The 26,355-nt window shown below is 71.8% G+C and carries 21 protein-coding genes; 17 read left to right on the top strand and 4 right to left on the bottom strand.

The annotated features are described in order from the left end of the window. Positions 1-115 precede the first annotated feature (115 nt). A complete protein-coding gene (gene glgP, locus ACFPM7_RS04260) occupies positions 116-2,647 on the bottom strand; it encodes an alpha-glucan family phosphorylase (protein WP_378244025.1) in 2,532 nt (843 codons plus the stop codon). Positions 2,648-2,773: 126 nt separating this feature from the next. Between glgP and ACFPM7_RS04255 the strand changes: the two genes are divergently transcribed. From ACFPM7_RS04255 to ACFPM7_RS04210, 10 genes are all read left to right on the top strand, one after another. Next, complete coding sequence (locus ACFPM7_RS04255; RefSeq protein ID WP_378244023.1) at positions 2,774-4,741, top strand: alpha-1,4-glucan--maltose-1-phosphate maltosyltransferase; 1,968 nt, start codon at positions 2,774-2,776, stop codon at positions 4,739-4,741. A 301-nt stretch (positions 4,742-5,042) separates the two neighbouring features. Then, positions 5,043-6,830: a maltose alpha-D-glucosyltransferase gene (treS, locus tag ACFPM7_RS04250; RefSeq protein WP_378244021.1), complete on the top strand. Its 1,788-nt coding sequence runs from the start codon at positions 5,043-5,045 to the stop codon at positions 6,828-6,830. Further along, on the top strand, positions 6,827-8,179 hold the full coding sequence (locus tag ACFPM7_RS04245; RefSeq protein WP_378244019.1) for a maltokinase N-terminal cap-like domain-containing protein: 1,353 nt from the start codon (positions 6,827-6,829) through the stop codon (positions 8,177-8,179). The genes treS and ACFPM7_RS04245 overlap by 4 nt, the downstream gene beginning before the upstream one ends. A gap of 106 nt (positions 8,180-8,285) precedes the next feature. Next, positions 8,286-8,711, top strand: a complete 426-nt coding sequence (locus ACFPM7_RS04240; protein ID WP_378244017.1) for a CBS domain-containing protein — start codon at positions 8,286-8,288, stop codon at positions 8,709-8,711. 6 nt (positions 8,712-8,717) lie between these two features. Continuing rightward, positions 8,718-10,874, top strand: a complete 2,157-nt coding sequence (glgB, locus tag ACFPM7_RS04235; RefSeq protein ID WP_378244015.1) for a 1,4-alpha-glucan branching protein GlgB — start codon at positions 8,718-8,720, stop codon at positions 10,872-10,874. Between the two features lie 41 nt (positions 10,875-10,915). Then, positions 10,916-11,677 (top strand): class I SAM-dependent methyltransferase, encoded by a 762-nt coding sequence (locus ACFPM7_RS04230; protein ID WP_378244013.1) that lies wholly within the window; start codon positions 10,916-10,918, stop codon positions 11,675-11,677. Then, positions 11,674-12,150, top strand: coding sequence for an NUDIX hydrolase (locus ACFPM7_RS04225; protein ID WP_378244011.1), 477 nt, complete (start codon positions 11,674-11,676; stop codon positions 12,148-12,150). Before ACFPM7_RS04230 ends, ACFPM7_RS04225 begins: the two co-directional genes overlap by 4 nt. Positions 12,151-12,206: 56 nt before the next feature. Beyond that, entirely contained in the window at positions 12,207-13,577 is a 1,371-nt protein-coding gene (locus ACFPM7_RS04220) for a neutral zinc metallopeptidase (protein ID WP_378244009.1), read from the top strand. Positions 13,578-13,642: 65 nt separating this feature from the next. Beyond that, positions 13,643-15,103, top strand: a complete 1,461-nt coding sequence (locus tag ACFPM7_RS04215) for a neutral zinc metallopeptidase (protein ID WP_378244007.1) — start codon at positions 13,643-13,645, stop codon at positions 15,101-15,103. A gap of 61 nt (positions 15,104-15,164) precedes the next feature. Then, positions 15,165-15,749 (top strand): phosphoribosylanthranilate isomerase, encoded by a 585-nt coding sequence (locus tag ACFPM7_RS04210; protein WP_378244005.1) that lies wholly within the window; start codon positions 15,165-15,167, stop codon positions 15,747-15,749. A 187-nt stretch (positions 15,750-15,936) separates the two neighbouring features. Here ACFPM7_RS04210 and glgX read toward each other — a convergent pair whose 3' ends face one another. After that, on the bottom strand, positions 15,937-18,066 hold the full coding sequence (glgX, locus tag ACFPM7_RS04205; protein ID WP_378244003.1) for a glycogen debranching protein GlgX: 2,130 nt from the start codon (positions 18,064-18,066) through the stop codon (positions 15,937-15,939). Positions 18,067-18,544: 478 nt separating this feature from the next. On the opposite strand from glgX, the gene ACFPM7_RS04200 reads away from it, so the two are divergent. The 4 genes from ACFPM7_RS04200 to ACFPM7_RS04185 are packed head-to-tail and all read left to right on the top strand — an operon-like array spanning position 18,545 to position 22,250. Then, positions 18,545-19,312: an ABC transporter ATP-binding protein gene (locus ACFPM7_RS04200; RefSeq protein WP_378244997.1), complete on the top strand. Its 768-nt coding sequence runs from the start codon at positions 18,545-18,547 to the stop codon at positions 19,310-19,312. Between the two features lie 50 nt (positions 19,313-19,362). After that, on the top strand, positions 19,363-20,148 hold the full coding sequence (locus ACFPM7_RS04195; protein ID WP_378244001.1) for an enoyl-CoA hydratase/isomerase family protein: 786 nt from the start codon (positions 19,363-19,365) through the stop codon (positions 20,146-20,148). Next, positions 20,138-21,091 (top strand): class I SAM-dependent methyltransferase, encoded by a 954-nt coding sequence (locus ACFPM7_RS04190; protein ID WP_378243999.1) that lies wholly within the window; start codon positions 20,138-20,140, stop codon positions 21,089-21,091. The genes ACFPM7_RS04195 and ACFPM7_RS04190 overlap by 11 nt, the downstream gene beginning before the upstream one ends. Before the next feature lies 1 nt (position 21,092). Beyond that, the gene (locus tag ACFPM7_RS04185; protein ID WP_378243997.1) at positions 21,093-22,250 is read left to right on the top strand and encodes a THUMP-like domain-containing protein; all 1,158 of its coding nucleotides are present in this window, start codon (positions 21,093-21,095) and stop codon (positions 22,248-22,250) included. Here ACFPM7_RS04185 and ACFPM7_RS04180 read toward each other — a convergent pair. Next, positions 22,247-23,404 carry a hypothetical protein gene (locus tag ACFPM7_RS04180; RefSeq protein ID WP_378243995.1) on the bottom strand — a complete coding sequence of 386 codons (1,158 nt, stop codon included), beginning with the start codon at positions 23,402-23,404 and terminating at the stop codon, positions 22,247-22,249. The two genes, ACFPM7_RS04185 and ACFPM7_RS04180, sit on opposite strands and share 4 nt — an antisense overlap. Positions 23,405-23,505: 101 nt before the next feature. Further along, the gene (locus tag ACFPM7_RS04175; protein ID WP_378243993.1) at positions 23,506-24,438 is read right to left on the bottom strand and encodes a nucleoside hydrolase; all 933 of its coding nucleotides are present in this window, start codon (positions 24,436-24,438) and stop codon (positions 23,506-23,508) included. Positions 24,439-24,475: 37 nt separating this feature from the next. On the opposite strand from ACFPM7_RS04175, the gene ACFPM7_RS04170 reads away from it, so the two are divergent. From ACFPM7_RS04170 to ACFPM7_RS04160, 3 genes are read left to right on the top strand one after another with little or no spacing between them, the layout of a single operon-like run. Next, positions 24,476-25,222 (top strand): acyltransferase, encoded by a 747-nt coding sequence (locus ACFPM7_RS04170; protein WP_378243991.1) that lies wholly within the window; start codon positions 24,476-24,478, stop codon positions 25,220-25,222. Between the two features lie 60 nt (positions 25,223-25,282). After that, complete coding sequence (locus tag ACFPM7_RS04165; RefSeq protein WP_378243989.1) at positions 25,283-26,107, top strand: helix-turn-helix domain-containing protein; 825 nt, start codon at positions 25,283-25,285, stop codon at positions 26,105-26,107. A gap of 1 nt (position 26,108) precedes the next feature. Continuing rightward, positions 26,109-26,261 (top strand): DUF397 domain-containing protein, encoded by a 153-nt coding sequence (locus ACFPM7_RS04160; protein WP_378243987.1) that lies wholly within the window; start codon positions 26,109-26,111, stop codon positions 26,259-26,261. Positions 26,262-26,355 lie beyond the last annotated feature (94 nt).

Below are 26,355 nucleotides of genomic sequence, written 5' to 3'. Positions count from 1 at the left end.
CGCCGGTGAAGCAGACGCTCGGCTAGCCAGGAGAACCACAGCCGTGGGCTCACCACGTCGATCACACGACAAGGGCCGACGGGAACGTTCCCATCGGCCCTTGTCGCCTTGTCCATCAGGCCAGGACGACCTTGCCCAGCTCCGCGGGCGTGGCCAGCAGGCCGTGCTTGGGCAGGACGCGGACGGTCACGCCCAGGGCTCCCGCGTGCGGCAGCGGCAGTTCGGTGGAGTAGCGGCCGTGCTCGCCGGGGTGCATGGCGGCGGTCACGACGTCGGTCAGGTCGTCGGTGTCGCCGACTCGGCCCACGACGGCCTGGACCTCCACATCGGACGGTGACAGGCCCGCGAGGTCCACCACCGCGTGCACGGTCACCGGGTCGCCGATGACGGGGGTGTGGCCGTCCTCCAGGCCGAGTTCGCAGCCGGTCACGCGGACGTAGGACCAGGCGCCCGCCAGTTTGCGGCGGTACTCGGCGAGGTCCCTGGCCATGCGGAAGTCGTCGGACTCGGCGAGGACGCCCGCGGCGGCGGCGGGGGCGTAGTAGTTGTCGACGTACTCCCCGACCATGCGCGAGGCCTGGAGGCGCGGGCCGAGGGTGTCGAGGGTGTGGCGGACCATCGACAGCCAGCGGGTCGGGACGCCGTCGGGGTCGCGGTCGTAGAACAGGGGGGCGACCTGCGAGCCCATCAGCTCGTAGAGGGCGGCGGCCTCCAGGTCGTCGCGGCGGACGGGGTCGGCGACGCCGTCGGCGGTGGGGATGGCCCAGCCGTTGCTGCCGTCGTGGAACTCGTCCCACCAACCGTCCCTGATGGACAGGTTGAGGCCGCCGTTGAGCGCGGACTTCATGCCCGAGGTGCCGCACGCCTCCAGCGGGCGCATCGGGTTGTTCAGCCACACGTCGCAGCCCCAGTACAGGAACCGGGCCATCGACATGTCGTAGTCGGGCAGGAACACGATCCGGTGGCGCACGGCCGGGTCGTCGGCGAAGCGGACGATCTGCTGGATCAGCGCCTTGCCGCCGTCGTCGGCCGGGTGGGACTTGCCCGCGACCACCAGCTGCACCGGCCGGTCGGGGTTGAGCAGCAGCGCGCGCAGCCGCTCGGGGTCGCGCAGCATCAGCGTCAGGCGCTTGTAGGTCGGCACGCGGCGGGCGAAGCCGACGGTCAGCACGTCGGGGTCGAACACCGTGTCGGTCCAGCCCAGCTCCAGCGCCGACGCGCCGCGCTGCAGCCACGCCGCCCGGACGCGGCGGCGCACCTCGGCGACCAGGCGTTCGCGCAGCACGCCCCTGATCTGCCACAGCTCCGCGTCGCCCACCGACGACAGGCCCGCCGACGGGCTGGTCCAGTCGGCCATGGCGGTGATCTCGCGCGCCGCCCAGGTCGGGCCGTGCACGCCGTTGGTCACCGAGCTGATCGGCACCTCGTCGGTGTCGAAGCCCGGCCACAGCCCGCCGAACATGTCCCGGCTGACCGCGCCGTGCAGCTGCGAGACGCCGTTGGCGCGCTGCGCGAGCCGCAGGCCCATGTGCGCCATGTTGAACATGCCCGCGTTGTCCTCGGCGCCCAGCGACAGCACGCGGCGGATCTCGATGCCCGGCAGCAGCGCCTCGTCGCCGAAGTAGTGCTGCACCAGCTCGACCGGGAAGCGGTCGATGCCCGCGGGCACCGGTGTGTGCGTGGTGAACACGGTACCCGCGCGGACCGCCGAGAGGGCCTGGTCGAAGTCGAGCCCGCGGCCGGAGACCAGCTCGCGCAGCCGCTCCAGGCCGAGGAACCCGGCGTGTCCCTCGTTGGTGTGAAACACCTCTGGCTGCGGCGTGTCGCTCAGCTCGCAGTACGCGCGCACCGCGCGCACACCGCCGATGCCCGCCAGGATCTCCTGCCGGATGCGGTGGTCCTGGTCGCCGCCGTAGAGCCGGTCGGTGACGTTGCGCAGGTCCTCGGGGTTCTCGTCGATGTCGGAGTCGAGCAGCAGCAGCGGGACGCGGCCGACGTGGGCCTTCCAGATCCGGGCGCGCAGCACCCGGTTTCCCGGCATGGCGACGTGCACCAGGATCGGCGCGCCGCTGGGCTCGGTCAGCGGCTCCAGCGGCAGGCCGTTGGGGTCGAGCACCGGGTAGTGCTCGATCTGCCAGCCGTCCAGCGACAGCGACTGCCGGAAGTAGCCGGAGCGGTAGAGCAGCCCGACGGCGATCAGCGGCACGCCGAGGTCGGAGGCGGCCTTGAGGTGGTCACCGGCCAGCACGCCGAGCCCGCCGGAGTAGTTGGGCAGCGCCTCGGTGACGCCGAACTCCATGGAGAAGTAGGCGATCGCCTTCGGCAGCCTGCTGCCGTTGCCGCCGAGATCGCGCTCCTGGTACCAGCGCGAGCCGGTCAGGTAGTCGCGGAGTTCGGCGGCCAGCGACCGGACGCGGCCGAGGAAGTCCTCGTCGGCGGCCAGCGCGTCCAGCCGTTCGGCGGGGACCTGGGCGAGCAGGCGCAGCGGGTCGCCGCCGACACCCGACCACACATCCGGGTCGACGGCGGCGAACAGGTCCTGGGTGGGCGGGTGCCACGTCCAGCGCAGGTTGGTCGCCAGCAGACCGAGGTCGGCCAGCGGCTCGGGCAGTCCGGCACGGACGGTGAATCGGCGTACGGCTCTCACGGCACACGACCCTAGCGGCCGGATGGTCGTGGGCAAGCCCGCCGGGCGGAGTCCCCGTCATGTGGGGCTGGATCGAACAAGGCAGACTGTAGGAAGGGACCAGCTATGAGGGAAGGAGCCGTACCGGTGAGCGGTCGGCTTGGAATTGACGATGTCTCCCCGGTCGTGTCGCACGGCCGTTACCCCGCCAAAGCCGTAGTGGGTGAGCACATCCCCATCCGGGCGACCGTGTGGCGGGAGGGTCACGACGCCGTGGCGGCCACGGTCTCCTGGAGAGGTCCCCAAGACCCGGTCTCGCGCAGCACCCGGATGAAGCCCGAGGGCGACGGACTGGACCGCTGGGTGGCGCACATCGCTCCCGACAGTCCCGGACTGTGGACTTTCCGGGTGGACGCCTGGAGCGACCCGTGGTCGACGTGGCGCCACGCCGTCGAGGTGAAGGTCGCCGCCGGGCAGGGCGCCGAGGAGCTGGCCAACGATCTTGAGGTGGGCGCCCGGCTGGTCGAGCGGGTCGGCAGGCGGCCCGACCGCAGCGCCGACCGCAAGCTGCTGCTGTCGGCGGCCCGCGCGCTGCGCGACACCGCGATGCCGCTGGCCGCGCGCATCGCCGAGGCGCTCTCGGAGCCCGCGCACCGGGTGATGACCGCTTACCCGGTCCGCGAGCTGATCACCAAGGGCAAGGCCCACCAGGTGTGGGTCGACCGCAAGACCGCGCTCTACGGCTCCTGGTACGAGTTCTTCCCGCGCTCGACCGGCGGCGTGGACGAGTCGGGCAAGCCGGTGCACGGCACCTTCCAGACCTCCATCGGCGAGCTGGACCGCATCGCCGACATGGGCTTCGACGTGGTCTACCTGCCGCCGATCCACCCGGTCGGCCGGGACAACCGCAAGGGTCCCAACAACAGCGTGGTCTCGGTGCCCGAGGACGTGGGCTCGGTGTGGGCCATCGGGGCCAAGGAGGGCGGCCACGACGCCATCCACCCCGAGCTGGGCACCTTCGCCGACTTCGACGCCTTCGTCGCCAGGGCCAAGGAGCTGGACCTGGAGGTCGCGCTCGACCTCGCCCTGCAGTGCGCGCCGGACCACCCGTGGGTCGAGGAGCACCCGGAGTGGTTCACCACCCGCCCGGACGGCTCGATCGCCTACGCGGAGAACCCGCCGAAGAAGTACCAGGACATCTACCCGCTGAACTTCGACAACGACCCGACCGGCCTCTACAACGAGGTGCTGCGGGTCGTGCTCCTGTGGGTCTCGCACGGGGTGCGCATCTTCCGGGTCGACAACCCGCACACCAAGCCGCCGGACTTCTGGGAGTGGCTGATCCGCGAGGTCAAGGCGGTGGAGCCGGACGTGCTGTTCCTGTCCGAGGCCTTCACCCGGCCCGCCCGGCTCTACGGGCTGGCCAAGCTCGGGTTCACCCAGTCCTACACCTACTTCACCTGGCGCACGACCAAGCAGGAGCTGACCGAGTTCGGCGTGGACATCACCGCGCACATCGACGAGGCCCGGCCGAACCTGTTCGTCAACACCCCGGACATCCTGCACGAGTCCCTGCAGCACGGCGGCCCCGCCGTCTTCGCCATCCGCGCGGCGCTGGCGGCGACGATGGCGCCGACGTGGGGCGTGTACTCCGGCTTCGAGCTGTTCGAGGGCGAGGCGGTCAAGCCGGGCAGCGAGGAGTACCTGGACTCCGAGAAGTACCAGCTGCGCCCCCGCGACTTCGCCGCCGCGCTCAACCAGGGCCGTTCGCTGCAACCCTGGCTGACCAGGCTCAACGCCATCCGCCGGGTGCACCCGGCGCTGCAGCAGCTGCGCACCCTGCACTTCCACCACATCGACAACGACGCCCTGATCGCCTACTCCAAGATCGACCCGGAGACCGGCGACACGGTCGTCACGGTGATCACCCTGGATCCGCACGCGCCGCAGGAGGGCACCCTCTACCTGGACCTGGCCGCCCTCGGCCTGGACCCGGCGGGCAGCTACCCGGTGCACGACGAGGTGACCGGCGAGTCCTGGCAGTGGACGGGCGCGAACTACGTCCGCCTCGAACCCTGGCGCTCGGTCGCCCACATCGTCCACATCCGACGCTGACCACACCACGGGCCGTCCGGCGGGAGCACCCCGCCGGGCGGCCCGTGTCGTTGGACTCCTGGTCCCAAGATCCGGACCGGGCGCTGCGGGCCGAGGCCGCGTGCCCGAGAATAGGGCGTGTCCGTCCTCCATACGGGGTGCGGATTGGACTGTTGTGCGCGCAAACCGCAACATAGTCGACACAGCCGGTAAACCGTTGACGGTTGGTGGCCACGCGAGCGTGGTATGCACCAAGTACCGGCAGTACTCCTGACCGACCGACACGACACCGGCCAACGACGACGGTGACAAAAGGCGACACATGACGTACACCGCTGCCCCGGATGCCGCCCTGGGCTTGGAGGGCATCCCCCACACCGGAGAAGGGGTGACCGCTGACGGTCACCTCACCGAGCCGCAGTCGGAGGACTTCGACCACGCTCGACAGGCGCCGGCCGATCCCCACTGGTACAAGACCGCCGTTTTCTACGAGGTGCTGGTCCGCGCCTTCAACGACTCCGACGGCAACGGCACCGGCGACCTGCGAGGGCTGGCCGACAAGCTGGACTACCTGCAGTGGCTCGGGGTCGACTGCCTGTGGCTGCCGCCCTTCTACGCGTCCCCGCTTCGCGACGGCGGCTACGACATCAGCGACTTCCGGGCGGTCCTGCCCGAATTCGGCACCATCGAGGACTTCGTCTACCTGCTCGACCAGGCGCACAAGCGGGGCATCCGGGTGACCACCGACCTGGTGCTCAACCACACCTCGGACGCGCACCCCTGGTTCCAGGAGTCCCGCAACAACCCCGACGGTCCGTACGGGGACTACTACGTCTGGGACGACAAGGACGAGAAGTACTCCGACGCGCGGATCATCTTCGTGGACACGGAGAGCTCCAACTGGACCTACGACCCGGTGCGCGGGCAGTTCTACTGGCACCGCTTCTTCTCCCACCAGCCGGACCTCAACTACGAGAACCCCGAGGTCCAGGACGCGATGCTCGACGTCCTGCGGTTCTGGCTCGACCTCGGCATCGACGGGTTCCGCCTGGACGCGGTGCCCTACCTGTTCGAGGAGGAGGGCACCAACTGCGAGAACCTCCCCCGGACCCATGAGTTCCTGCGCCGCTGCCGCAAGGTCGTCGACGACGAGTTCCCCGGCCGGGTGCTGCTGGCCGAGGCCAACCAGTGGCCCGCCGACGTGGTCGAGTACTTCGGCGACGCCTCGGTCGGCGGCGACGAGTGCCACATGGCGTTCCACTTCCCGCTGATGCCGCGCATCTTCATGGCGGTCCGCCGGGAGTCGCGCTTCCCGATCTCGGAGATCCTCGCCCAGACGCCCGCCATCCCCTCCGGCGCGCAGTGGGGGATCTTCCTGCGCAACCACGACGAGCTGACCCTGGAGATGGTCAGCGACGAAGAGCGCGACTACATGTACGCGGAGTACGCCAAGGACCCGCGCATGAAGGCCAACATCGGCATCCGCCGCAGGCTGGCCCCGCTGCTGGAGAACGACCGCAACCAGCAGGAGCTGTTCACCGCGCTGCTGCTGAGCCTGCCCGGCTCGCCCGTCCTGTACTACGGCGACGAGATCGGCATGGGCGACAACATCTGGCTCGGCGACCGCGACGCCGTGCGCACCCCGATGCAGTGGTCGCCCGACCGCAACGCGGGCTTCTCCAGGACCGACCCGGGCAGGCTCTACCTCCCGGTGATCATGGACCCGATCTACGGGTACCAGGGGGTCAACGTCGAGGCGCAGATGAACAACACCTCGTCGCTGCTGCACTGGACGCGGCGCATGCTCCAGGTGCGCTCCCAGCACACCGCGTTCGGCCTGGGCGACTACGCCGAGCTGGGCTCCTCCAACCCGAGCGTGCTGGCCTACCTGCGCCGCCACGGCGACGACGTGATCCTCTGCGTCAACAACCTCTCCCGCTTCCCGCAGCCGGTCGAGCTGCACCTCTCGCCCTACCAGGGCCTGGTGCCGACCGAGCTGACCGGCGGGGTCCGGTTCCCGGCGATCGGCGAGCTGCCGTACCTGCTGACCCTGCCGGGGCACGGCTTCTACTGGTTCCACATCAGCACCGAGGAGGGTCCCCGAGCATGAGCACCGCCCCGCGGCACGCCGTCGCCGCGCTGACCGACGACCTGGCCGAGTGGCTGCCCCGGCAGCGCTGGTACGCGGCCAAGGGATCGCGGCCGGAGCGCGTCGGCGTCCGCGAGGCGGCCCAGCTCAGCGCCGGGGAGCCCGCGCTGCTGCACGCGATCGTCGAGGTCGACCTGGGCGGGGGCGCGGGCACCGAGGCCTATCAGCTGCTCATCGGCGTGCGCCCCGATCTGCCCGAGCACCTCGCGCACGCGGGGATCGGGCGCATCGGCGGCGACTGCGCCTACGAGGCCACCCAGGACCCGGAGCTGATGTCGCTGCTGCTGCGGCTGATGGCCTCGGGTGAGCAGACGGCGGGCATCCGCTGGACGCCCGAGCCCGGTGTGCAGATCGCCACCGGGCTGCGGGCCCGGCCGATCGGCGTCGAGCAGTCCAACACCTCGGTGATCTTCGGTGACCAGTACATCCTCAAGCTCTTCCGCAGGCCGTCGCCGGGCCCCAACCGCGACGTCGAGCTGCACCGGGCGCTGCTGCGCGCAGGCAGCGCCCAGATCGCCCAGCCGGTGGCCGTGGTCGAGTCCGACGAGCTGGTGCTCGGCTTCGCCCAGACCTTCCTCGACAACGCCGCCGAGGGCTGGGCGGCAGCCACCGCCAGCGTCCGGGACCTGCTGGCCGAGGCCGACCTGTTCGCCCGCGAGGTCGGCGGGGACTTCGCCGCCGAGGCGGGCAGGCTCGGCGAGGCGGTGGCGCGCGTGCACCGCGACCTCGCCGAGAGCATGGGCGTCGAGCACATGCCCGCCGACGCCGTCGTCGCCGCCGTGGCCGAGCTGCACGCCCGCCTCGACGCCGCGCTGGCCAAGGTGCCCGAGCTGGCCGAGCACGAGCCGCTGGTCCGCGCCGCGTTCGACGCGCTGCGCGGCCTCGACGGCGCCGTCGTCCAGCAGGTGCACGGCGACCTGCACCTCGGCCAGACGCTGCGCACCACGTCGGGCTGGGTGCTGATCGACTTCGAGGGCGAGCCGATGGCCAGCCCCGCCGAGCGGGTGCGCACCCGCTCCCCGCTGCGCGACGTCGCGGGCATGCTGCGCTCCTTCGACTACGCCGCGCTGCACCTGCTCGCCGGCACCGAGCCCGACCACCAGCTACTCACCCGGGCGCTGGAGTGGGCCGACCGCAACCGCGCCGCCTTCTGCTCCGGCTACGCCGAGGTGGGCGGCGACCCGCGCGAGCACGGCGCGCTGCTGCGCGCGCTGGAGCTGGACAAGGCCGTGTATGAGGTCGTCTACGAGGCGAGCCACCGGCCCGACTGGCTCGGCATCCCGCTGGCCGCCTTGCGCAGGTACGGATGAATTCCCAGGTAGCGGCCCTGCAACCGGGTGACGAGGTGTTCTCCGGCCGACCGAACGCGGTTAGCCTGATCGTTCACGTGTCGTCGACGGGATCGGGGTGACCGGTATGCGGATCGCGGACGTACTGCGCGGCAAGGGCTCGGCTGTGGCGACGATCGACCCGGGGCTGACGGTGAGCGGCCTGCTCGGGGAACTGGCCAGGCACAACGTCGGCGCGCTCGTCGTCGTGGACGCGGAGCGGGTCGTCGGGATCGTCTCCGAGCGCGACGTCGTGCGCGGCCTCGCCGAGCGCGGCGGCGGGCTGCTGGACGCCACCGTCTCGGAGATCATGACCGCCGACGTGGTGACCTGCGGGCCCGAGGACACCGTCGACTCGCTGGCGGGCCAGATGACCGAGCGCCGCATCCGGCACATGCCGGTCCTCTCCGGCGGCGCGCTCGTGGGCATCGTCAGCATCGGCGATGTGGTGAAGACCCGCATCAGCCAGCTGGAGAGCGACCGGGACCAACTGACCTCCTACATCCAAGGGTGAGAACCGTTGCGTGACGATTTCGCCCGGCTGATCGCCGGCGCACACCACGACCCGCACTCGCTGCTCGGCGTCCACCCGCTGCCGGGCGAGCCGGGGCGGGTGGCCGTGCGGGCGCTGCGCCCGCACGCCAAGGCGTGCGCGGTGATCGCCGGGCGGGACCGTTACGAGATGGAGCAGGTCGCCGACGGGCTGTTCGAGGCCGTGCTGGACACCGCGCCCGGCGACTACGCCTTCGAGATCGACTACGGCACCGGCGACCTCGCCTTGGTCGATGACCCGTACCGCTGGCTGCCGACCCTGGGCGAGTTGGACCTGCACCTCTTCGGCGAGGGCAGGCACGAGCGGCTGTGGGACGTGCTGGGAGCGCACGTGCGCTCCTACGACACCCCGTCGGGCACGGTCGAGGGCACCTCGTTCGCGGTGTGGGCGCCCACGGCGCAGGGCGTGCGCGTCTGCGGCGACTTCGACGGCTGGGACGGGCGCGCGCAGCCGATGCGCTCGCTGGGCTCCTCCGGGGTGTGGGAGGTGTTCGTGCCCGGGGTGACCCCCGGGACCAGGTACAAGTTCCGCATCCACGCCGCCGACGGCTCCTGGCACGAGAAGGCCGACCCGATGGCCTTCGCCACCGAGCACCCGCCCGCGACCGCGTCGGTGGTGTCCACAACGGAGCACCAGTGGGGCGACGCCGACTGGATCGCGCTGCGCTCGGCCACCGAGTGGAGTTCCGCGCCGGTCAGCGCCTACGAGGTCCACCTGGGCTCGTGGCGGCCCGGCCTCGGCTACCGCGAACTGGCCGAGCAGCTCGCCGACTACCTGGTCGAGCACAACTTCACCCACGTCGAGCTGCTGCCGGTCGCCGAGCACCCCTTCGGCGGGTCCTGGGGCTACCAGGTCACCTCCTACTACGCGCCGACCTCGCGGTTCGGGTCGCCGGACGACTTCCGCCACTTCGTCGACACGCTGCACCAGCGCGGCGTCGGCGTCATCGTCGACTGGGTGCCCGCCCACTTCCCGAAGGACAGCTGGGCCCTGGCCCGCTTCGACGGCACCCCCCTCTACGAGCACGCCGACCCGCGCCGCGGCGAGCAGCCCGACTGGGGCACCTACGTCTTCGACTTCGGCCGCACCGAGGTCCGCAACTTCCTCGTCGCCAACGCGCTGTTCTGGCTGGACGAGTTCCACATCGACGGCCTGCGCGTCGACGCGGTCGCCTCGATGCTCTACCTGGACTACTCGCGCAAGGACGGCGAGTGGCTGCCCAACATCCACGGCGGCCGGGAGAACCTGGACGCGGTCAAGTTCCTGCAGGAGCTCAACGCCACCGTCTACAAGCACCACCCGGGGATCATGATGATCGCCGAGGAGTCCACCGCCTGGCCGGGCGTCACCCGCCCGACGCACCTGGGCGGCCTGGGCTTCGGCTTCAAGTGGAACATGGGCTGGATGCACGACACGCTGCGCTACGTGGGCCACGACCCCGTGCACCGCGCGTTCCACCACAACGAGCTGACCTTCTCGCTGGTGTACGCCTGGAGCGAGAACTACGTCCTGCCCCTCTCCCACGACGAGGTCGTCCACGGCAAGGGCTCCCTGTGGACCCGCATGCCCGGCGACGACTGGAACAAGGCCGCGGGCCTGCGCGCCCTGCTGGCCTACATGTGGGCGCACCCCGGCAAGCAGCTGCTGTTCATGGGCGGGGAGTTCGGCCAGGTCGGCGAGTGGTCGGAGAGCCGCTCGCTGGACTGGCACCTGCTGGAGAACCCCCTGCACTCGGGCGTGCAGCACCTGGTCAGGGACCTCAACGCCGTCTACCGCGCCTGCCCGGCCCTCTACGCCGACGACGTGCGCCCGGAGGGCTTCTCCTGGATCGATGCCAACGACTCCGGCAACAACGTGGTCAGCTTCCTGCGCCAAGGCGCGGGCAAGACCCTGGCCTGCATCGCCAACTTCGCAGGCCAGCCGTACTTCGACTACCGAGTCGGCTTGCCTGGCAGCGGCCGCTGGCGCGAGGTGCTGAACACCGACGCGCCCTCGTACGGGGGGTCGGGGGTGGGCAACCTCGGGGAGGTCGTCGCCCAGGAGATCTCCTGGCACGGCCGCCCGGCCTCCGCCCTGCTCAACCTGCCCCCGCAGGGCGTGGTGTGGCTGGAGCCGGTCGAGTAACCGCGTTGCCGCGGGCCCGCGGCGGCCGTGATCATGCCCGCATGGACCTGATCGGCCACTACTCGACCGCCGACGAGGGCGCGCGGCTCACCCGCAGCGCCCACGGGCGCCTGGAGTTCCTCCGCACGCGGGAACTCCTGACGCGCGTGCTGCCCGACCGATCGAGGGTCCTCGACGTCGGGGGCGGCACCGGTGTCCACGCGCGGTGGCTGGCCGCCGACGGGCACGCCGTGCACGTGGTGGACGCCGTGCCCGGCCACGTGGCCGAAGCGGCCCGGCTGCCCGGGGTCACCGCCGCGGTCGCCGATGCCCGCGCGCTTCCCGCCGGAGACGGCGCGTACGACGCGGTCCTGCTGCTCGGCCCCCTCTACCACCTCCTCGCCGCCGCCGACCGCCGCGCGGCGCTGACCGAGGCGCTCCGAGTGCTGCGACCCGGCGGCGTCCTCGCGGCGGCCGGGGTGAGCCGGTACTGCTCCCTGCTGCAGGCGGGCTCGCTGGGGCGGCTCGACGCGGCGATGGAGCCCTCGGTCGCTGAGGTCGTGGCGACCGGTCGCTACGACGGGCACGTCGGGTTCATGCCCACCCACTGGCACACCGCCGACGAGTTGGCCGCCGAGGTGGCGGCGGCCGGGGCGCTCGACGTGGCGGTGTTCGGTGTGGAGGGTCCAGCGTGGCCCGCGCTCGACGTGGTCGCCGACCACGCTCCCCTGCTGGACGCCGCCGTGCGCGCCGCGCGGGTGGTGGAGCGCGACCCCCTGTTGATCAACGCCAGCGCGCACCTGCTGGCCGTGGGCACCCGGTGAACGGCGTGGAGGTGGCCGCCGGGGTGCGGGTGCCGGTGCCCGCCGAGGGGGAGCTGTGGGTCGTCGGCGCCGTGGTGCTCGACCCGGCCGGGCGGGCGTTCGTGCAGCTGCGCGGGCCGGTCCGGCGGCTGTTCCCGGACACCTGGGACATCGTCGGCGGGCACGTCGAGGCCGGGGAGACGGTGCTCGGGGCGCTGGCCAGGGAGGTCCGGGAGGAGACCGGGTGGGTGTTGCGGCGGGTCGTGCGCGGGCTCGGGGTCGGCGCCTGGGAGGCCGGGGGGCTGCTTCGGCACTCGGTGGACTTCGTGGTGGAGGTCGACGGTGACCTGGAGCGACCGGCGCTGGAGTGGGACAAGCACCCGCGCTTCGCCTGGGTCGGGGTCGAGGACCTGCCGGTGCTGCTGGTCAACCGCGAACCCGGCGACACGGTGATCCACGACATCGTCGCCGCCGCGCTGCGCCCGCCCGGCTGAGGCCGAACTCTTCCGAACGGCCGGTCGGACCGGCGGGCATCAGGCAGACTGGGAACGTGCGTGCGCGTGTGCCGGGACTGGTCGTGGGGCTGATGCTGTCGACGGCGCTGGTGGCGTGCACGACGACCGTCCCCGGTGAGCCCATCTCCCAGGGGCGGGTCATCAAGGAGGAGACCACGCCCGGCGGGGTCGACCCGGCCGGGATCGTGGAGAACACCGACGGCGGGGAGATCGACCGGCTGGCGGCGACCGTGGTCGAGGACCTCAAGGTCTACTGGGGCGGGGTCTTCCCCGAGGTGTTCGACAAGGAGTTCACCGACCTCAAGGGCGGCTACTACTCCGTCGACACCGCCGACGCCGAGTCGCCCAAGCCGCCGTGCACCGACTCGGCCGACGAGGTCGAGGGCAACGCGTTCTACTGCCCGACCGCCGACGTCATCGCCTGGGACAGGGCGGCGCTGCTGCCCGTGCTCAAGGACCGCTTCGGCGAGGCCGGGGTCATGCTGGTGCTCGCCCACGAGGTCGGGCACGCCGTGCAGAACCGCACCGGGGCCGGGCTGGCCGAGCGGCGCGCCGAGCCCGACCGCTTCCCCACGATCCTCATCGAGGCGATGGCCGACTGCTACGCGGGCGGCTTCATCCGGTGGGTGGTCGACGGCAACGCCGAGCGGCTGCAGATGCGGCCCGACCAGCTCGACGCCGCGCTCGCGGCGATGATCAGCTTCCGGGACCCCGTCGGCACCGAGGCCTCCGACCGCGGCGCGCACGGCGACGCCTTCGACCGGGCGTCGGCCTTCCTCGACGGCTACGAGTCCGGCGCGCGGCTGTGCTCGGAGATGACCGTCGACAACCGCACCTTCACCCTCTCCGGCTTCATCGACGCGGGCGACCAGGCGCGCGGCGGCAACATCCGCTTCGAGGAGATCGTGGAGTCGATCACCGCGCTGCTCGACCCGTTCTTCGCCGAGGTCGCGGGCGAGAGCTGGCGCACCCCGCAGCTGCGCGAGATCCAGGACGAGCCCAGCTGCACCCGGCCGCAGGGCCCCGTCGCCTTCTGCCCCGACGGCAGCGCCATCGAGGTCGACGTGTCCGCGGAGCTGCCGGGCATCCACGCCGAGATCGGCGACTACGCCACCGGCACCCTCGTCGCGGGCCGCTACGCCCTGGCGTCGCTGGCCGCGGCGGGCGAGCCGCTCAGCGGACCCGACGCGCAGCGCTCGGCGGTGTGCCTGACCGGCGCGTTCACCGCCTCGCTGTTCGAGCGCGAGCAGCGCTTCCTCTCCCCGGGCGACATGGACGAGGCCGTCCAGGTGCTGCTCAAGTACGACTACGTGGCCCGCGACGTCGACGGCGGCGCGGTGGAGTCCGGGTTCGAGCGGGTGTCGCTGTTCCGGCAGGGTTTCGCCGAGGGCGCGCGGGAGTGCTGAACCGCGCACGTGGTGGTTGATCGATGAGTAGGGTTCGGGGACAAGTCGGACATGCAGGGGCTGGGATGAGCGGTTACAAGGTGGCGGTGGCGGTCGCGCTGGCGGCTGCGGTGGTCGTCGGGTGCGGGCAGAAGGTGCCCGGCGAGCCGAGGGCGGCGGGCGCGGTGAACGCGGGGACCGTCGCGGGACTGCCGGTCGACAACAACGCCCCCACCGGTCCGCGCGCCGGCGTCGAGGACGCCACCCTCGCCGTCGAGAACGCCGACAAGGGCGAGATGGACCGCCTCGCGATCAACGCCCTGGCCGACATCTACGACTACTGGACCGAGCGCATGCCCGCCGACTTCGGCGGCCAGAAGTTCGAGCCGGTGAAGCGGCTGGCCTCCTACGACTCCGGCGGCAAGCCCGTGCAGCTGTGCGGGACGAGCACCGCGGGTCTGGTCAACGCGTTCTACTGCGGCGCCGACGACAGCGTCGCCTGGGACCGGGGCAAGCTGCTGCCGATGCTGAACAAGCAGTTCGGCCCGATGTCGGTCGTGGCGGTCCTCGCCCACGAGATGGGCCACGCCGTGCAGTTCCGCCTCGGCGAGAAGTCCAACATCAACCAGGCGACCCCGACGATCGTGAAGGAGCAGCAGGCCGACTGCTACGCGGGCGGCTTCTTCCGCTACGTCGCCGAGGGCAAGGCCAAGCACTTCGAGATGAACACCGGCTCCGGCCTCAACCAGGCCCTGGCCACCATGTTCTTCATCCGTGACCCGGCAGGCCTGTCGGCCAAGGAGAAGGGCGCGCACGGCTTGGCCTTCGACCGCGTGTTCGCCTTCCAGGCGGGCTTCACCGAGGGCCCGCGGCGCTGCGCGGCCATGGACGTCCCGGAGATCGAGCAGCGCATCGAGGAGAAGGAGCGCACCGAGTACGACGAGCGCTCCAGCGGCGAGGCCGACATCACCGCCGAGGACATCTTCGGCAAGTTCAAGGACAGCCTCGACGAGGCGTTCAAGGGCGCGGGCGTCCAGGCTCCCGGCATCACCCGCAACGGCGCGAAGTGCGGCGACGCCGAGGGCACCCCGCCGGTGAGCTACTGCCCCGACTCCAACACCGTCGCCGTCGACATGGGCGAGATGGAGAAGGTCGCCACCCCGCCCAAGCGCGGTGAGGAGCCCGGCGTCGACGGCAACGGCATCGGCGACTTCGCCGCCTTCGCCGAAATCGCGTCCCGGTACGTGCTGGGGGTGCAGAAGGGCGTCGGCGCCGAGCTGGAGGGCGAGACCGCGGGCCTGCGCACCGCCTGCCTGGTGGGCGCGTGGACGCAGTTCACCGTCGACAAGGACCCCGACGTCGGCAGCCAGAAACTCCAACTCGCCGTCGGCGACCTGGACGAGGCCGTCGCGGAACTCCTGCAGGACAACAGCCTGATCGCCGCCGACATCAACGGCAAGCAGGTCCCCTCCGGCTTCGCCCGCGTCGAGGCGTTCCGCATCGGCTACCACGACGGCGACGCGGGCTGCGCGAGGGCGTTCAGCTGATCGGGTTTCCACCCGTGCACGGGATGGTTGCCCGGCCACGCGGCGGCGTAAGGTTGTCGCCGTGTTCGTGAAGGTGTGCGGGCTGACTGAACCAGCCCACGTGACCGCTGCCGTCGACTCGGGCGCCGACGCCGTCGGCTTCGTCTTCGCCCGCAGCCCCCGCGAGGTCACCCCCGCCCGCGCCCGCGAACTGGCGGCGGACATCCCCGACTCGGTGCTGACCGTGGGCGTCTTCCGAGACGTTCCCGCCGCGCGCGCGGCCGAGATCGCCGCCGAGTCCGGGATGCGCGCGGTGCAGCTGCACGGCAGCTACCCGCGCGAGGCCTTCACCCACTTCCCCGACTTCCAACTGATCCGCGCCACGGCGCTCGCCCCGGACACCGACATCGAGGTCGGCGCCTACGGTGAGGACATCCTCCTGCTGGACTCGGCCATCCCCGGCTCCGGCGAACGCTGGGACCTCACCGAAGCCACCCTGCCGGTCGGCGACTGGCTTCTCGCGGGCGGCCTCACCCCGGCCACTGTCGCCGCCGCGATCGCCGAGGCGACCCCGTGGGGGGTCGACGTGTCCAGCGGTGTGGAGGCCCGGCGGGGAGTCAAGGACCCGGCCATGATCAAGGACTTCCTGGCTGCTGCCAAGTCCTGATTCCCGGCGTCCACGGCTGGATCAGCCGTGAGCGAGTGTCCGGCCCCCCGCCGCCAGGTTATGGCCTGGAGCCTGAGAGGCGCACCGTGGAGATCGCGGGTGTGGATGGTCAGACTGCGCGTCTGGGAAACCCGGGTGGCTGACCGCCCCTCGGTGCACACGCCCCGCCGGGGCCGGACACCTGGGGTCAGTCCGCGCGGGGGGCGCGGAGCAGGTGCAAGGTGTGGCCGCCGAGTTTGAGGACGGTCTCGGGGGCGAAGGCGTCGGCGAGGCGGGGGAGGCCGGTGGGGGTCGTGCTGTCGAGTTCAGGGACGAAGCAGCGGCCGTAGGCGGCGGTGGGGAGGGTGAAGGTCGCCGGGTCGGGGCCGGAGTGGAGGAGTAGGAGCCAGGAGTCGTCGGCGACCAGCTCGCCGTCGCGGTTGCGGGAGAGGCACTCCGAACCGTCGATCCACATGCCCAGGGTGCGGCGGGAGTCGTCGAACCAGTCCTCGTCGGTCATGGGGGTGCCGTCGGGGCGGAACCAGACCAGGTCGGGTTCGCCGGAGCGGGTGGGGCGGCCGTCGAAGAACTCGGGTTGGCGCAGGGCGGGGGAGGCGGCGCGCAGGGCGGTCAGGCGGCGGGTGAAGGCCAGCATCGACTCCGAGCGGTCGCTGTGGCTCCAGTCCACCCAGGACGTCTGGTTGTCCAGGCAGTAGGGGTTGTTGTTGCCGTGCTGGGTGCGCCAGCGCTCATCGCCCGCCACCAGCATCGGGGTGCCGGTGGAGAGCAGGAGCGTGGCGAGCAGGTTCCTGGCCTGGCGGTCGCGCAGGGCCAGGACCGCCGGGTCCTGGGTCTCGCCCTCGGCGCCGCAGTTCCAGGAGCGGTTGTCGTTGGTGCCGTCGTTGTTGTGCTCGCCGTTCTCGTGGTTGTGCTTGTTGTCGTAGGAGACCAGGTCACGCAGGGTGAAGCCGTCGTGGGCGGTGATGAGGTTGACCGACGCCCACGGCCTGCGCCCGCTGATCGCGTACAGGTCCGAGGAGCCCGACAGCCGGTAGGCCAGGTCCCGCACGCCCGTCGAGCCGCGCCAGAAGTCGCGGACGCCGTCGCGGAAGCGGCCGTTCCATTCCGTCCACTGCACACCGAACCCGCCGACGCGGTAGCCCTCGCCGGTCGCGTCCCACGGCTCGGAGATCAGCTTGCGGCGGGAGAGCAGCGGGTCGGTGGCGATGGCGGTCAGCAGCGCCGAGTGCGTGTCGAAGCGGCCGCCGCCGGGACGGCCCAGCGCCGAGGCCAGGTCGAAGCGGAAGCCGTCGACGCCGAATTCGCCCGCGAAGTAGCGCAGCGAGTCCAGGACCAGGCGCACGACGGTCGGGGAGCCGGGGTCGAGGGTGTTGCCGCAGCCGGTGAGGTCGATGTCGCGGCCCTGGTCGTCGAGCAGGTAGTAGGCGGGGGCGTCGAGGCCGCGGAAGGACAGGGTCGGGCCGCCGACGCCGCCCTCGCAGGTGTGGTTGTAGACGACGTCGAGGATCACCTCGATGCCCGCCGCGTGCAGGGCGGCGACCATCGTGCGGAACTCCTCCACCTCGTGGCCGGGTCGGCTGGCGTATCCGCCGTGGGGGGCGAGGTAGCCGAGGGTGGAGTAGCCCCAGTAGTTGTGCCTGCCCGAGCGCAGCAGCATCGGCTCGTCGGCGAAGGAGTGGACGGGCAGCAGTTCGACGGCGGTGACGCCCAGGCGCTGGAGGTGCTCGATGACGGCGGGATGGGCCAGGCCGAGGTAGGTGCCGCGGAGGTTCTTGGGGACGTCGGGGTGCAGGCGGGTGAAGCCGCGCACGTGCAGCTCGCAGATCACCGACTCCTCGAACGGCACGTCCGGGTGCAGGCCGGTGTCCGAGCCGCCGAGCGAGGTGACGACGGAGAGGGGGACCGAGCCGAGGGAGTCGATCCGGGAGGGGGCGCCGGTCATGGGGTCGCCGCGGTGGCTGCGGGTGGCGCCGAGGTCGGTGACGGTGCCCGCGATGCGGCGGGCGTAGGGGTCGACCAAGAGCTTCTGCGGGTTGCACCGCAGGCCGCGGGACGGGTCCCAGGGGCCGTGCACGCGGAAGCCGTAGCGCTGGCCGGGCGTGATGCCGGGGACGACGCCGTGCCAGATGCCGAACGTCCGCTCGGTCAGCTCGACGCGCTGCTCGACGGGACGGCCGTCGTCGTCCTCCCCGACGAGGCACACCTCGACGGCATCAGCGACCCCCGAGGCGACGGCGAAGCGCACACCGCCGGCTTCGGGGTGTGCGCCCAGGGGGAAGGGGTGTCCGGGCAGCAGGCGCGAGTCCGAGTAAGCCACGTGCCCATCCTTGCGGAAGTGGGCGACGTGATCGATTCCCCGGAAGTCGGCATGGTGGATCGTTGAACGATCGGATTGTTGGACGATTGGATGATCAGGGCAGGGCAGGGCAGGGCAGGGCAGGGCAGGGCAGGGCAGGGCAGGGCAGGGCAGGGCAGGGCAGGGCAGGGCAGGGCAGGGCAGGGCAGGGCAGGGCAGGGCAGGGCGGCGGTGAGGCGGCGAGGCCGGGGGCAAGGCCCGAGCGGGCGCTGTGTGGCCAGGGCGGGTGTGGGGAGTGGCGCGTGGCCGAAGGGAAGATTGTTCAACAACCGAATTGATGGATCGGACCTTTGGTGGATTGTTGAACGATGGAATCCGCCCCTCGGTGGAGCATCGGCCCGGTGGGGGTGGGTGGTGTGCCGGGTGTGGTCGTGTGGTGGCGACAGGAAAGAATGGGGGGGTGAGCGCGCAGACTGAGCTTGACGATCTTGTTGTGCACATGGCGGGCGTTGGTGTCCGTCGGGGGGAGACCCAGCTGGTGGCTGGGGTGGACTGGCGGGTTGAGGTGGATGAGCGGTGGGTGGTGCTCGGGCCCAATGGGGCGGGGAAGACCACCTTGTTGCGGTTGGCGGGGGCGGAGATGCATCCGACCACGGGGACCGTCGATGTTCTTGGGGAGCGGTTGGGGAAGGTGGACGTGTTCGAGCTGCGGACGCGGCTCGGGTTCTGCACGGCGGCGTTGGGGAATCGGATTCCGGTTGACGAGAAGGTGCTCGACGTCGTCGTCAGTGCCGGCTACGCGGTGCTCGGGCGGTGGCGGGAGCAGTACGACCAGCTCGACACCGGGCGGGCGGAGGACCTGCTCAAGGCGCTGGGGATCGGGCACCTCGCGGAGCGGACGTTCGGGACGCTGTCGGAGGGGGAGCGCAAGCGGACGCTCATCTCGCGTGCGCTGATGACCGATCCCGAGCTGCTGCTCCTCGACGAGCCCGCCGCGGGCCTGGACCTCGGTGGGCGGGAGGACCTCGTCGCCCGGCTCACCGACCTGGCCGCCGACGCCGACGCGCCGACCTCGATCCTGGTGACCCACCACGTCGAGGAGATCCCGCCCGGCTACACCCACCTCATGCTCATGGCCCAGGGCGGCGTCGTCGCCCAGGGCCTCATCGATGATGTGCTGACCAGCGACAACCTGTCCTCCGCGTTCGGGCAGCAGTTGGCGCTGACCCGGGCCGACGACCGGTTCTTCGCCCGCAGGCGGGCCTGAGCTACTGGCAGGTAGCCTGCTGGGCAACGTACAGGGAAAGGGACACCGCCGTGGCAGAGAGTGAGTTCGTGCGGCTGGAAGTGGCCGACGGCATCGGCACGATCCGGCTCGACCGGCCGCCGATGAACGTGATCGACCGCCAGTTGCAGGCCGAGCTGCGCGCCGCCGCCGTCGAGGCCCGCGAGCGCGCCGACGTCAAGGCGGTGATCGTCTACGGCGGGCCGAAGGTGTTCGCCGCGGGGGCTGACGTCAAGGAGTTCGCCCGGATGTCCTACCCGGACATCGCCGCCTACGGGCCGGAGCTGTCCGGGTCGCTGAGCGTGCTGGCCGAGCTGCCCAAGCCGACGGTCGCCGCCATCACCGGCTACGCGCTCGGCGGCGGCTACGAGCTGGCGCTGTGCTGCGACCGCCGGATCGCCGGCGACAACGTCAAGGTCGGCCAGCCGGAGATCCTGCTCGGCATCATCCCCGGCGCGGGCGGCACCCAGCGCCTGACCCGCCTCGTCGGCCCGGCCAAGGCCAAGGACCTCATCTACACCGGCCGCTTCGTCAAGGCCGAGGAAGCCCTCGCCATCGGCATGGTCGACCAGGTCGTCGCCCCCGACGACGTCTACGAGACCGCGCGCGCCTGGGCCGCCCAGTTCGTCAACGCCCCCGCCTTCGCCCTCGCCGCGGCGAAGGCCGCCATCGACGGCGGCCTCGACCAGGACCTCGCGGGCGGCCTCAAGCTGGAGTCGCACCTGTTCGCCGCGCTGTGGGCGACCGAGGACCAGGCGATCGGCATGCAGTCGTTCATCGAGAACGGCCCGGGGAAGGCGGAGTTCCGTGGCCGCTGACCCGACGCCCAACCCGCACGCCACCGCCGAAGAGGTCCAGGCCGCCTACGCCGACCCCAAACTCGCCAACGTCCTCTACCACGACTGGGAGGCGGGCACCTACGACGAGAAGTGGTCGATCTCCTACGACGAGCGCTGCATCACCTACGCCACCGGCCGCTTCAAGGCCGCCGCGGGCGACGTCGGCCCGTACGAGAACGCCATGGAGCTGGGCAGCGGCACCGGCTTCTTCCTGCTGAACCTCATGCAGGGCGGGGTGATCAAGAAGGGCCACGTGACCGACCTGTCGCCGGGCATGGTCGAGGTCGCCCTGCGCAACGGCCGCGCGCTCGGCCTGGACGTGGACGGCCGGGTCGCCGACGCCGAGGGCATCCCGTACGAGGACGAGTCCTTCGACCTGGTCGTCGGGCACGCCGTGCTGCACCACATCCCGGACGTGCCCGCCGCGATGCGCGAGGTGCGCCGGGTGCTCAAGCCGGGCGGTCGCTTCGTCTTCGCGGGCGAGCCCACCAAGGTCGGCGACAAGTACGCCCGCGGCCTGGGCCGCGCGACCTGGTGGCTGGCCACCAACGCCACCAAGTTCGGCCCGCTGCAGGCCTGGCGCAAGCCGCAGGAGGAGCTGGACGAGTCCTCGCGCGCCGCGGCGCTGGAGGCCGTGGTCGACCTGCACACCTTCGACCCCTCCGACCTGGAGGACGTCTGCCGCTCGGCGGGCCTGGTCGACGTGCGCGCCACGACCGAGGAGTTCGCCGCCGCCCTGTTCGGCTGGCCGGTGCGCACCTTCGAGGCCGCGGTGCCCAGGGAGAAGCTGGGCTTCGGCTGGGCGATGTTCGCCTACCGCACCTGGCAGCGCCTGACGTGGCTGGACGAGCGCGTGTTCGCCAAGGTCCTGCCCCGCGAGGTGTTCTACAACGTCCTCGTGACGGGCCGTAAGCCGGGCTGAGTTGGGCTACCCGTTCACCGCGGCCGACGTGGCGTTCCTGCGCTCGCCCGCCGGAGCAGCCGCGGCGGCCGAGGTCGACCTGCTGCCGCTGACCCCCGCCACCCACCTGGCCGACGTGAGCGCCGCGCGCCGGGTGGCGGGGGAGCGCGCGGCGGCCGTGGTCGAGACGGTGCTGCTGCGCCGCAAGGCCGCCGCCAAGCTGCCCGACCCCGGCGGCTGGCTGTTCACCGCCGACGCCCTGCAGCAGGCGACGCCGTGGCCGGTCGCCGTCGCCAGGGCGCAGCGCCTCACCGGGCGCGCCGTGCACGACGTGACCTGCTCGGTGGGCGTGGACCTGGCCGCCGCCGCCGAGGTCGCCGAGATCGCGGTGGGGTCCGATGTGGACGCCGTCCGGCTGGCGATGGCCCGTGGGAACGTCGCGGGAGTGACGTTCCTGCGCGCGGATGCCCTGCGCCCGGTGTCCCGCGACACCGTGGTCCTGGCCGACCCCGCCCGCCGCGACTCCGCGGGCCGCCGCCGCTGGCGCCCGGCCGACTTCGCCCCGCCGCTGGACGACCTCGCCGCCGCCTACTCCGGCCGCGACCTGGCGGTGAAGTGCGCGCCCGGCGTCGACCCGGCCGACGTGCCGTGGGCGGGCGAGCTGGAACTGGTCTCCCTCGACGGATCGGTGCGCGAGGCCTGCCTGTGGACGGGCTCGCTGGCCACCGCCGCCCGCCGCGCCACCGTGCTCAGGTCGGACGCGGCCCCGTGGACGATCACCGACGCCGACGACGACACCTGCCCGGTCACCCCGGTCGGGGAGTGGATCGTGGACCCGGACGGCGCGGTGGTCCGCGCCGGGCTGGTCCGCCACTACGCCGCCCGGCACGGTCTGTCCCAAGTGGACGAGCACATCGCCTACCTGACCGGCCCGACCCCGCCGCCGGGCGTGCGCGCCTTCCGGGTCCTGGAACACGGCAAGTACGCGGAGAAGACGCTGCGGGCCGCCCTGGCCCGCCTGGACGTCGGCCGGGTGGAGATCCTGGTGCGCGGCCTCGACGTCGACCCGAACGCCCTGCGGCCCCGGCTCAAGCCGCGCGGCTCGCAGGAGGCGTCGGTGGTGCTGACCCGCATCGGCCGCACCCCGACGGCGATCATCTGCCGGGCGGAGCGGACCTAGTCGTCCAGCACCCGGGCGCGCACCCAGGTGAGGATCTTGCCGTTGAAGTCCGCGGGCTCGCCCGCCAGCGTGTTGACCGCGCCTTCGTCGGTGGTCGGGGTGTGCACGCCGCAGTGGCGCTCCGAGCCGGGACTGGTGACGCACAGCCGCATGCTGTCCGAGCGCGGGTCGCCCGCCAGGACGCGGGTGAGCGGCTCGTGCAGGCAGTCCACCGAGCCGAGGGTGGGGCGGGTGCCGTCGCGCAGCGGGCAGGCCATCGGGGTGGTGCCGCACTGGCCGGGGTCGCCGATGCTCCAGACGTCCAGCACCGGCACGCGGAAGCGGCCGGCGGCGATGCTCTGGTCGGGGTCGTTGGCGCCGGTGGTCAGGGCCGGGTGCAGCCTGCGCGGGTAGATGTCGGCCCACTCCTCGGTGTGGCCGCAGATCGGGGAGTCGCCGGTGGCGTCCTCCCACGCGGTGTTCATCACCCCGGAGTCGGCGACGACGCCCGCCGGGGCGAGGCCCTGCTGCTGGAGGCCGAAGCCGACGTGGAAGGTGCCGAAGGAGCCCGCGCTGGCGCCGTAGAGGACGTGGTCGCTGGAGGGGTGGGCGGTGGTGGCGAACTGGACGGCGGCCTTGGTGGCGAGCAGGCCGTTGGTGTGGCGGGGCCCGCCGTCGGGGGTGGTGTTGGGGTTGTTGGGGTCGGCGAGGCCGAACCCGCCGTAGATGTCGCGGTTGCACATCGACACCGCCATCATCCGCACGCCGCCCATGGCCGAGACGCGGGCGTTGAGGGCGTTGACGCGCAGCGAATCCCGCTGCTGGGCGGCGCTCTCCTCGGTCATGTGCGCGGTGCTGGTCGGCGTCCCGTCCGGGCGGAAGTAGCCGGTGCCGCCGCCGTGCAGGAACGTCCACAGCAGAGCGTCCGCGGTCGGCGGCATGGACGACCTGGTGGCGATGGTGAACGTCTGGTAGCCGGTGATGCTGCACGGGTAGGCGCGGTTGCGGTAGAAGTCGTAGCGCCAGCCGTCCACCGTGCTGCTCGACACCAGCTCGATCCGCGACACGTCGCCGGGCGTCGACAGCGGGGGCGCCTGCGCCGCCACCGCCCCCGACGCGAGCCCCGCAACCGCCACCACAGCGGCACCGACCGCGCCCATCCGCGACCACGTCATCGACGGCTCCTCTCCCGATCAGGTGCGTCGAGTGCAGCAGCGCGCGTGCCCCGTGATCAAGACCGCCCAGTGGATCTTTACAGTCCCCGGACAGTTCCGGGTCAGCGCAGCCGGTCCAGGACCAGGGCGCGCAGGGCGTCGAGGTCGGTGTCGACGGCGACGTCGATCTCGCGGTAGCCGGGGGACGGGGGGACGCCGAGGCGGCGGTCGGCGATGACGGCTCCGCGGCCGGGGCCGGTGGTCTGCACGGTGATCGGCAGGCGCTCGGTGCGCAGGGTGCCGGGCAGGATCGCCTCGGCGACGGCCACGGCGTCGTGCAGGATCGTGCAGTCGCGGCCGAGCAGCGAGGTGTAGTGGGCGCGGTAGGACGGGGTGAAGGACTCCAGCAGCGCGCCGAGCGGGCCGGAGTCGCGCAGGGCGTCCAGCCAGGGGCCGTCGACGGCGCAGCGGTAGGTGAGGTCGATGGGGACCAGCAGGGTCGGGACGTCCTCCTCGACCAGGACGCGGTAGGCGGCCTCGGGGTCGGCCCAGAGGTTGAACTCGGCGGCAGGGGTGGAGTTGCCGCCGGTCAGGCCGCCGCCCATGACCACCAGGCGGGCGATCTTGGGCTTCAGGTCGGGGTAGGCCGCCAGCAGCAGGGCGATGTTGGTCAGCGGGCCGATGGGGGCGATCGTCACCGGTTCGGGTGATTCGGCGAGGACGCGGGCGAGCAGCGGGACAGCGCCGCCCGGGGTGAGGCCGGGGTGGCGGGGCAGGCGCGCCGACTGGCCGGACAGGCCGTCCTCGCCGTGGACGTGGCCCGCCTCCCGCACGGCCGGGAACACCAGCGCGCGGGCCGCGCCCGCCGCGACCGGCACGTCGGGGCGTTCGCACGCGGCGAGCAGGCCGAGCGCGTTCGCCGTGGTCGCGGGGAGGCCGACGTTGCCGAACACCGTGGTCACGGCGGCCAGGTCGACCTCGGGGGCGCGGGCGGCCAGGGCCAGCGCGAAGGCGTCGTCGACGCCCGGGTCGGTGTCGATGAGCAGTCGGGGCATGTCCTCACCCTGCCGGCCGCTGAGTTAACGTCTTGGCATGACGTCCATGTGGGGTTCGCCGCTCACCTCCCGGCTGCGCCAGCGCAGGGACCCGGCGCAGGCCCGGTTCCTCACCATGGACTCGCTGCGCTGGGTGATCCGCAACCGCGCCTACACGCCGTGGTACCTCGTGCGGTACTGGCGGCTGCTCAAGTTCCGCCTCGCCAACCCGCACATCGTGCTGCGCGGCATGGTGTTCCTCGGCAAGGACGTCGAGATCCACGCCCGGCCCGGGTTCGGCCGCCTGGAGATCGGCCGCTGGGTGCACATCGGCGACGGCAACGCCATCCGCTGCCACGAGGGCTCCCTGCGCATCGGCGACAAGACCGTGTTCGGCAGGCAGAACGTCGTCAACTGCTACCTCGACATCGAGTTCGGCGAGGCCGCGCTGATCGCCGACTGGGTGTACATCTGCGACTTCGACCACGTCACCGACGACATCCACCGGCCGATCAAGGACCAGGGCATCGTCAAGTCCCCGGTCCGCATCGGGCCGGACACCTGGATCTGCACGAAGGTGACGGTCACCAAGGGCACCCGCGTCGGCCGCGGCTGCGTCCTCGGCGCGCATGCCGTCATCCGCGGCGAGATCCCCGACTACGCCGTCGCCGCGGGCATCCCGGCCCGCGTCGTCCGCGACCGCCGCGAGGCCTACGAAGCCGACACCGCCCGCCGCGAGGCGGTCGCGGACATGGGGCGCAAGGCCGAGCGCGCGCTGCGGGAGAAGCTGGGCTCCACCGGGTAGTGGCCTTTTCCGTAGCCGAAAACGCGCACGGTAGTCGGACGGTTACGGCAGGCTCGGGGGATGGGCGGCGATCGCAGACCACCACAGGGCCGGGACCGGGCCATCGGCGCGCAGCTGCGCGCGATCCGGCTGGAGTACACGGAGCTGACCGCCGATCAGGCGGCGCGGGAGATCGGCTGGTCGGGTCCGACACTCAGCCGGACGGAGAACGGCAAGCGGCACATCCCGAGCGAGGACGTGGCGGCGCTGCTGATGCTCTACCGGGTGCCGCGCCCGCTGCGCGAGCAGATGATCGACAACGCCAAGATCGGCTGCCAGGCGGGCTGGTGGTCGCGCGAGATCGCCGGAATCCTTCCCGACCTGGGCACCCTCGCGAGTTACGAAGCGGACGCGCGGGCCATCACCGACTGGTCCGTGACCCTGATACCCGGCCTTCTCCATACCCGGGAGTACGCCGCTGGCTTCATGCGGACGGACGGCTTCAGCCAGGCGGACATCGATGTCCGCTGGAAGGCGCGGGAGCTGCGGCAGGAAGTGCTGACCAGGGTTGATTACACGGCTTTCCTCCACGAACACGTGCTCCACCTGCCGTTCGGCGGGCATGACGCGTTCAAGTCCCAACTACGGCATTTGTATGAGGGGTACGACCGCGGACTGGGCATACGGGTGGTCCGTATCGTTGACGCCGCACTCGCGCACTCGTGGATGCTGCTGGAATTCCCTCGCGCGTCGCCGGTCGTGTCCATCGATCTGGTGCGCAGCGGCCTGTTCCTATACGACGACGAGGTAGCCCCCTACCAAGCGATTCGTGAGAAGATGGCCAAGGCGGCTCTTTCCGCCGCTGAAAGCAGGCAGGTCATCGCGCGAGTCCTTGAGAGGTTCTGACATGGAGTGGCGTAAGACGTCCCGGTCCACCAGCAACGGGAATTGCGTTGAGGTGCGGCAGGACTTGGCCGCCATCCGGGACAGCAAGTCACCGGCGGCCACCCTCGCCGTCCCCGCCGACACGGTTCGCAGGCTCGTGGACTGGCTCCGCTAGGACTTGCTCAACCAGTTCCATGCGTCGCCGACGGTCTGACCGATCGGTGTAACCGGCATGCCCGCCGCCACCGCGCGCAGCCAGTCGACCAGGC

It is taken from the genome of Actinokineospora guangxiensis (assembly GCF_042657845.1).
In the GTDB taxonomy this organism is placed as follows: domain Bacteria; phylum Actinomycetota; class Actinomycetes; order Mycobacteriales; family Pseudonocardiaceae; genus Actinokineospora; species Actinokineospora guangxiensis.
The sequence above is the reverse complement of the archived record's forward strand: the minus strand, read 5'-3'. Positions and strand labels throughout refer to the sequence as shown.

Coding starts and splice junctions, on each gene's coding strand:
- treS (WP_378244021.1), top strand. CDS start 5,043: ATGACGTACACCGCTGCCCCGGATGCCGCCCTGGGCTTGGAGGGCATC.
- ACFPM7_RS04245 (WP_378244019.1), top strand. CDS start 6,827: ATGAGCACCGCCCCGCGGCACGCCGTCGCCGCGCTGACCGACGACCTG.
- ACFPM7_RS04240 (WP_378244017.1), top strand. CDS start 8,286: ATGCGGATCGCGGACGTACTGCGCGGCAAGGGCTCGGCTGTGGCGACG.
- ACFPM7_RS04230 (WP_378244013.1), top strand. CDS start 10,916: ATGGACCTGATCGGCCACTACTCGACCGCCGACGAGGGCGCGCGGCTC.
- ACFPM7_RS04215 (WP_378244007.1), top strand. CDS start 13,643: ATGAGCGGTTACAAGGTGGCGGTGGCGGTCGCGCTGGCGGCTGCGGTG.
- ACFPM7_RS04200 (WP_378244997.1), top strand. CDS start 18,545: ATGGCGGGCGTTGGTGTCCGTCGGGGGGAGACCCAGCTGGTGGCTGGG.
- ACFPM7_RS04180 (WP_378243995.1), bottom strand. CDS start 23,404: ATGACGTGGTCGCGGATGGGCGCGGTCGGTGCCGCTGTGGTGGCGGTT.
- ACFPM7_RS04175 (WP_378243993.1), bottom strand. CDS start 24,438: ATGCCCCGACTGCTCATCGACACCGACCCGGGCGTCGACGACGCCTTC.
- ACFPM7_RS04170 (WP_378243991.1), top strand. CDS start 24,476: ATGACGTCCATGTGGGGTTCGCCGCTCACCTCCCGGCTGCGCCAGCGC.
- ACFPM7_RS04165 (WP_378243989.1), top strand. CDS start 25,283: ATGGGCGGCGATCGCAGACCACCACAGGGCCGGGACCGGGCCATCGGC.
- ACFPM7_RS04160 (WP_378243987.1), top strand. CDS start 26,109: ATGGAGTGGCGTAAGACGTCCCGGTCCACCAGCAACGGGAATTGCGTT.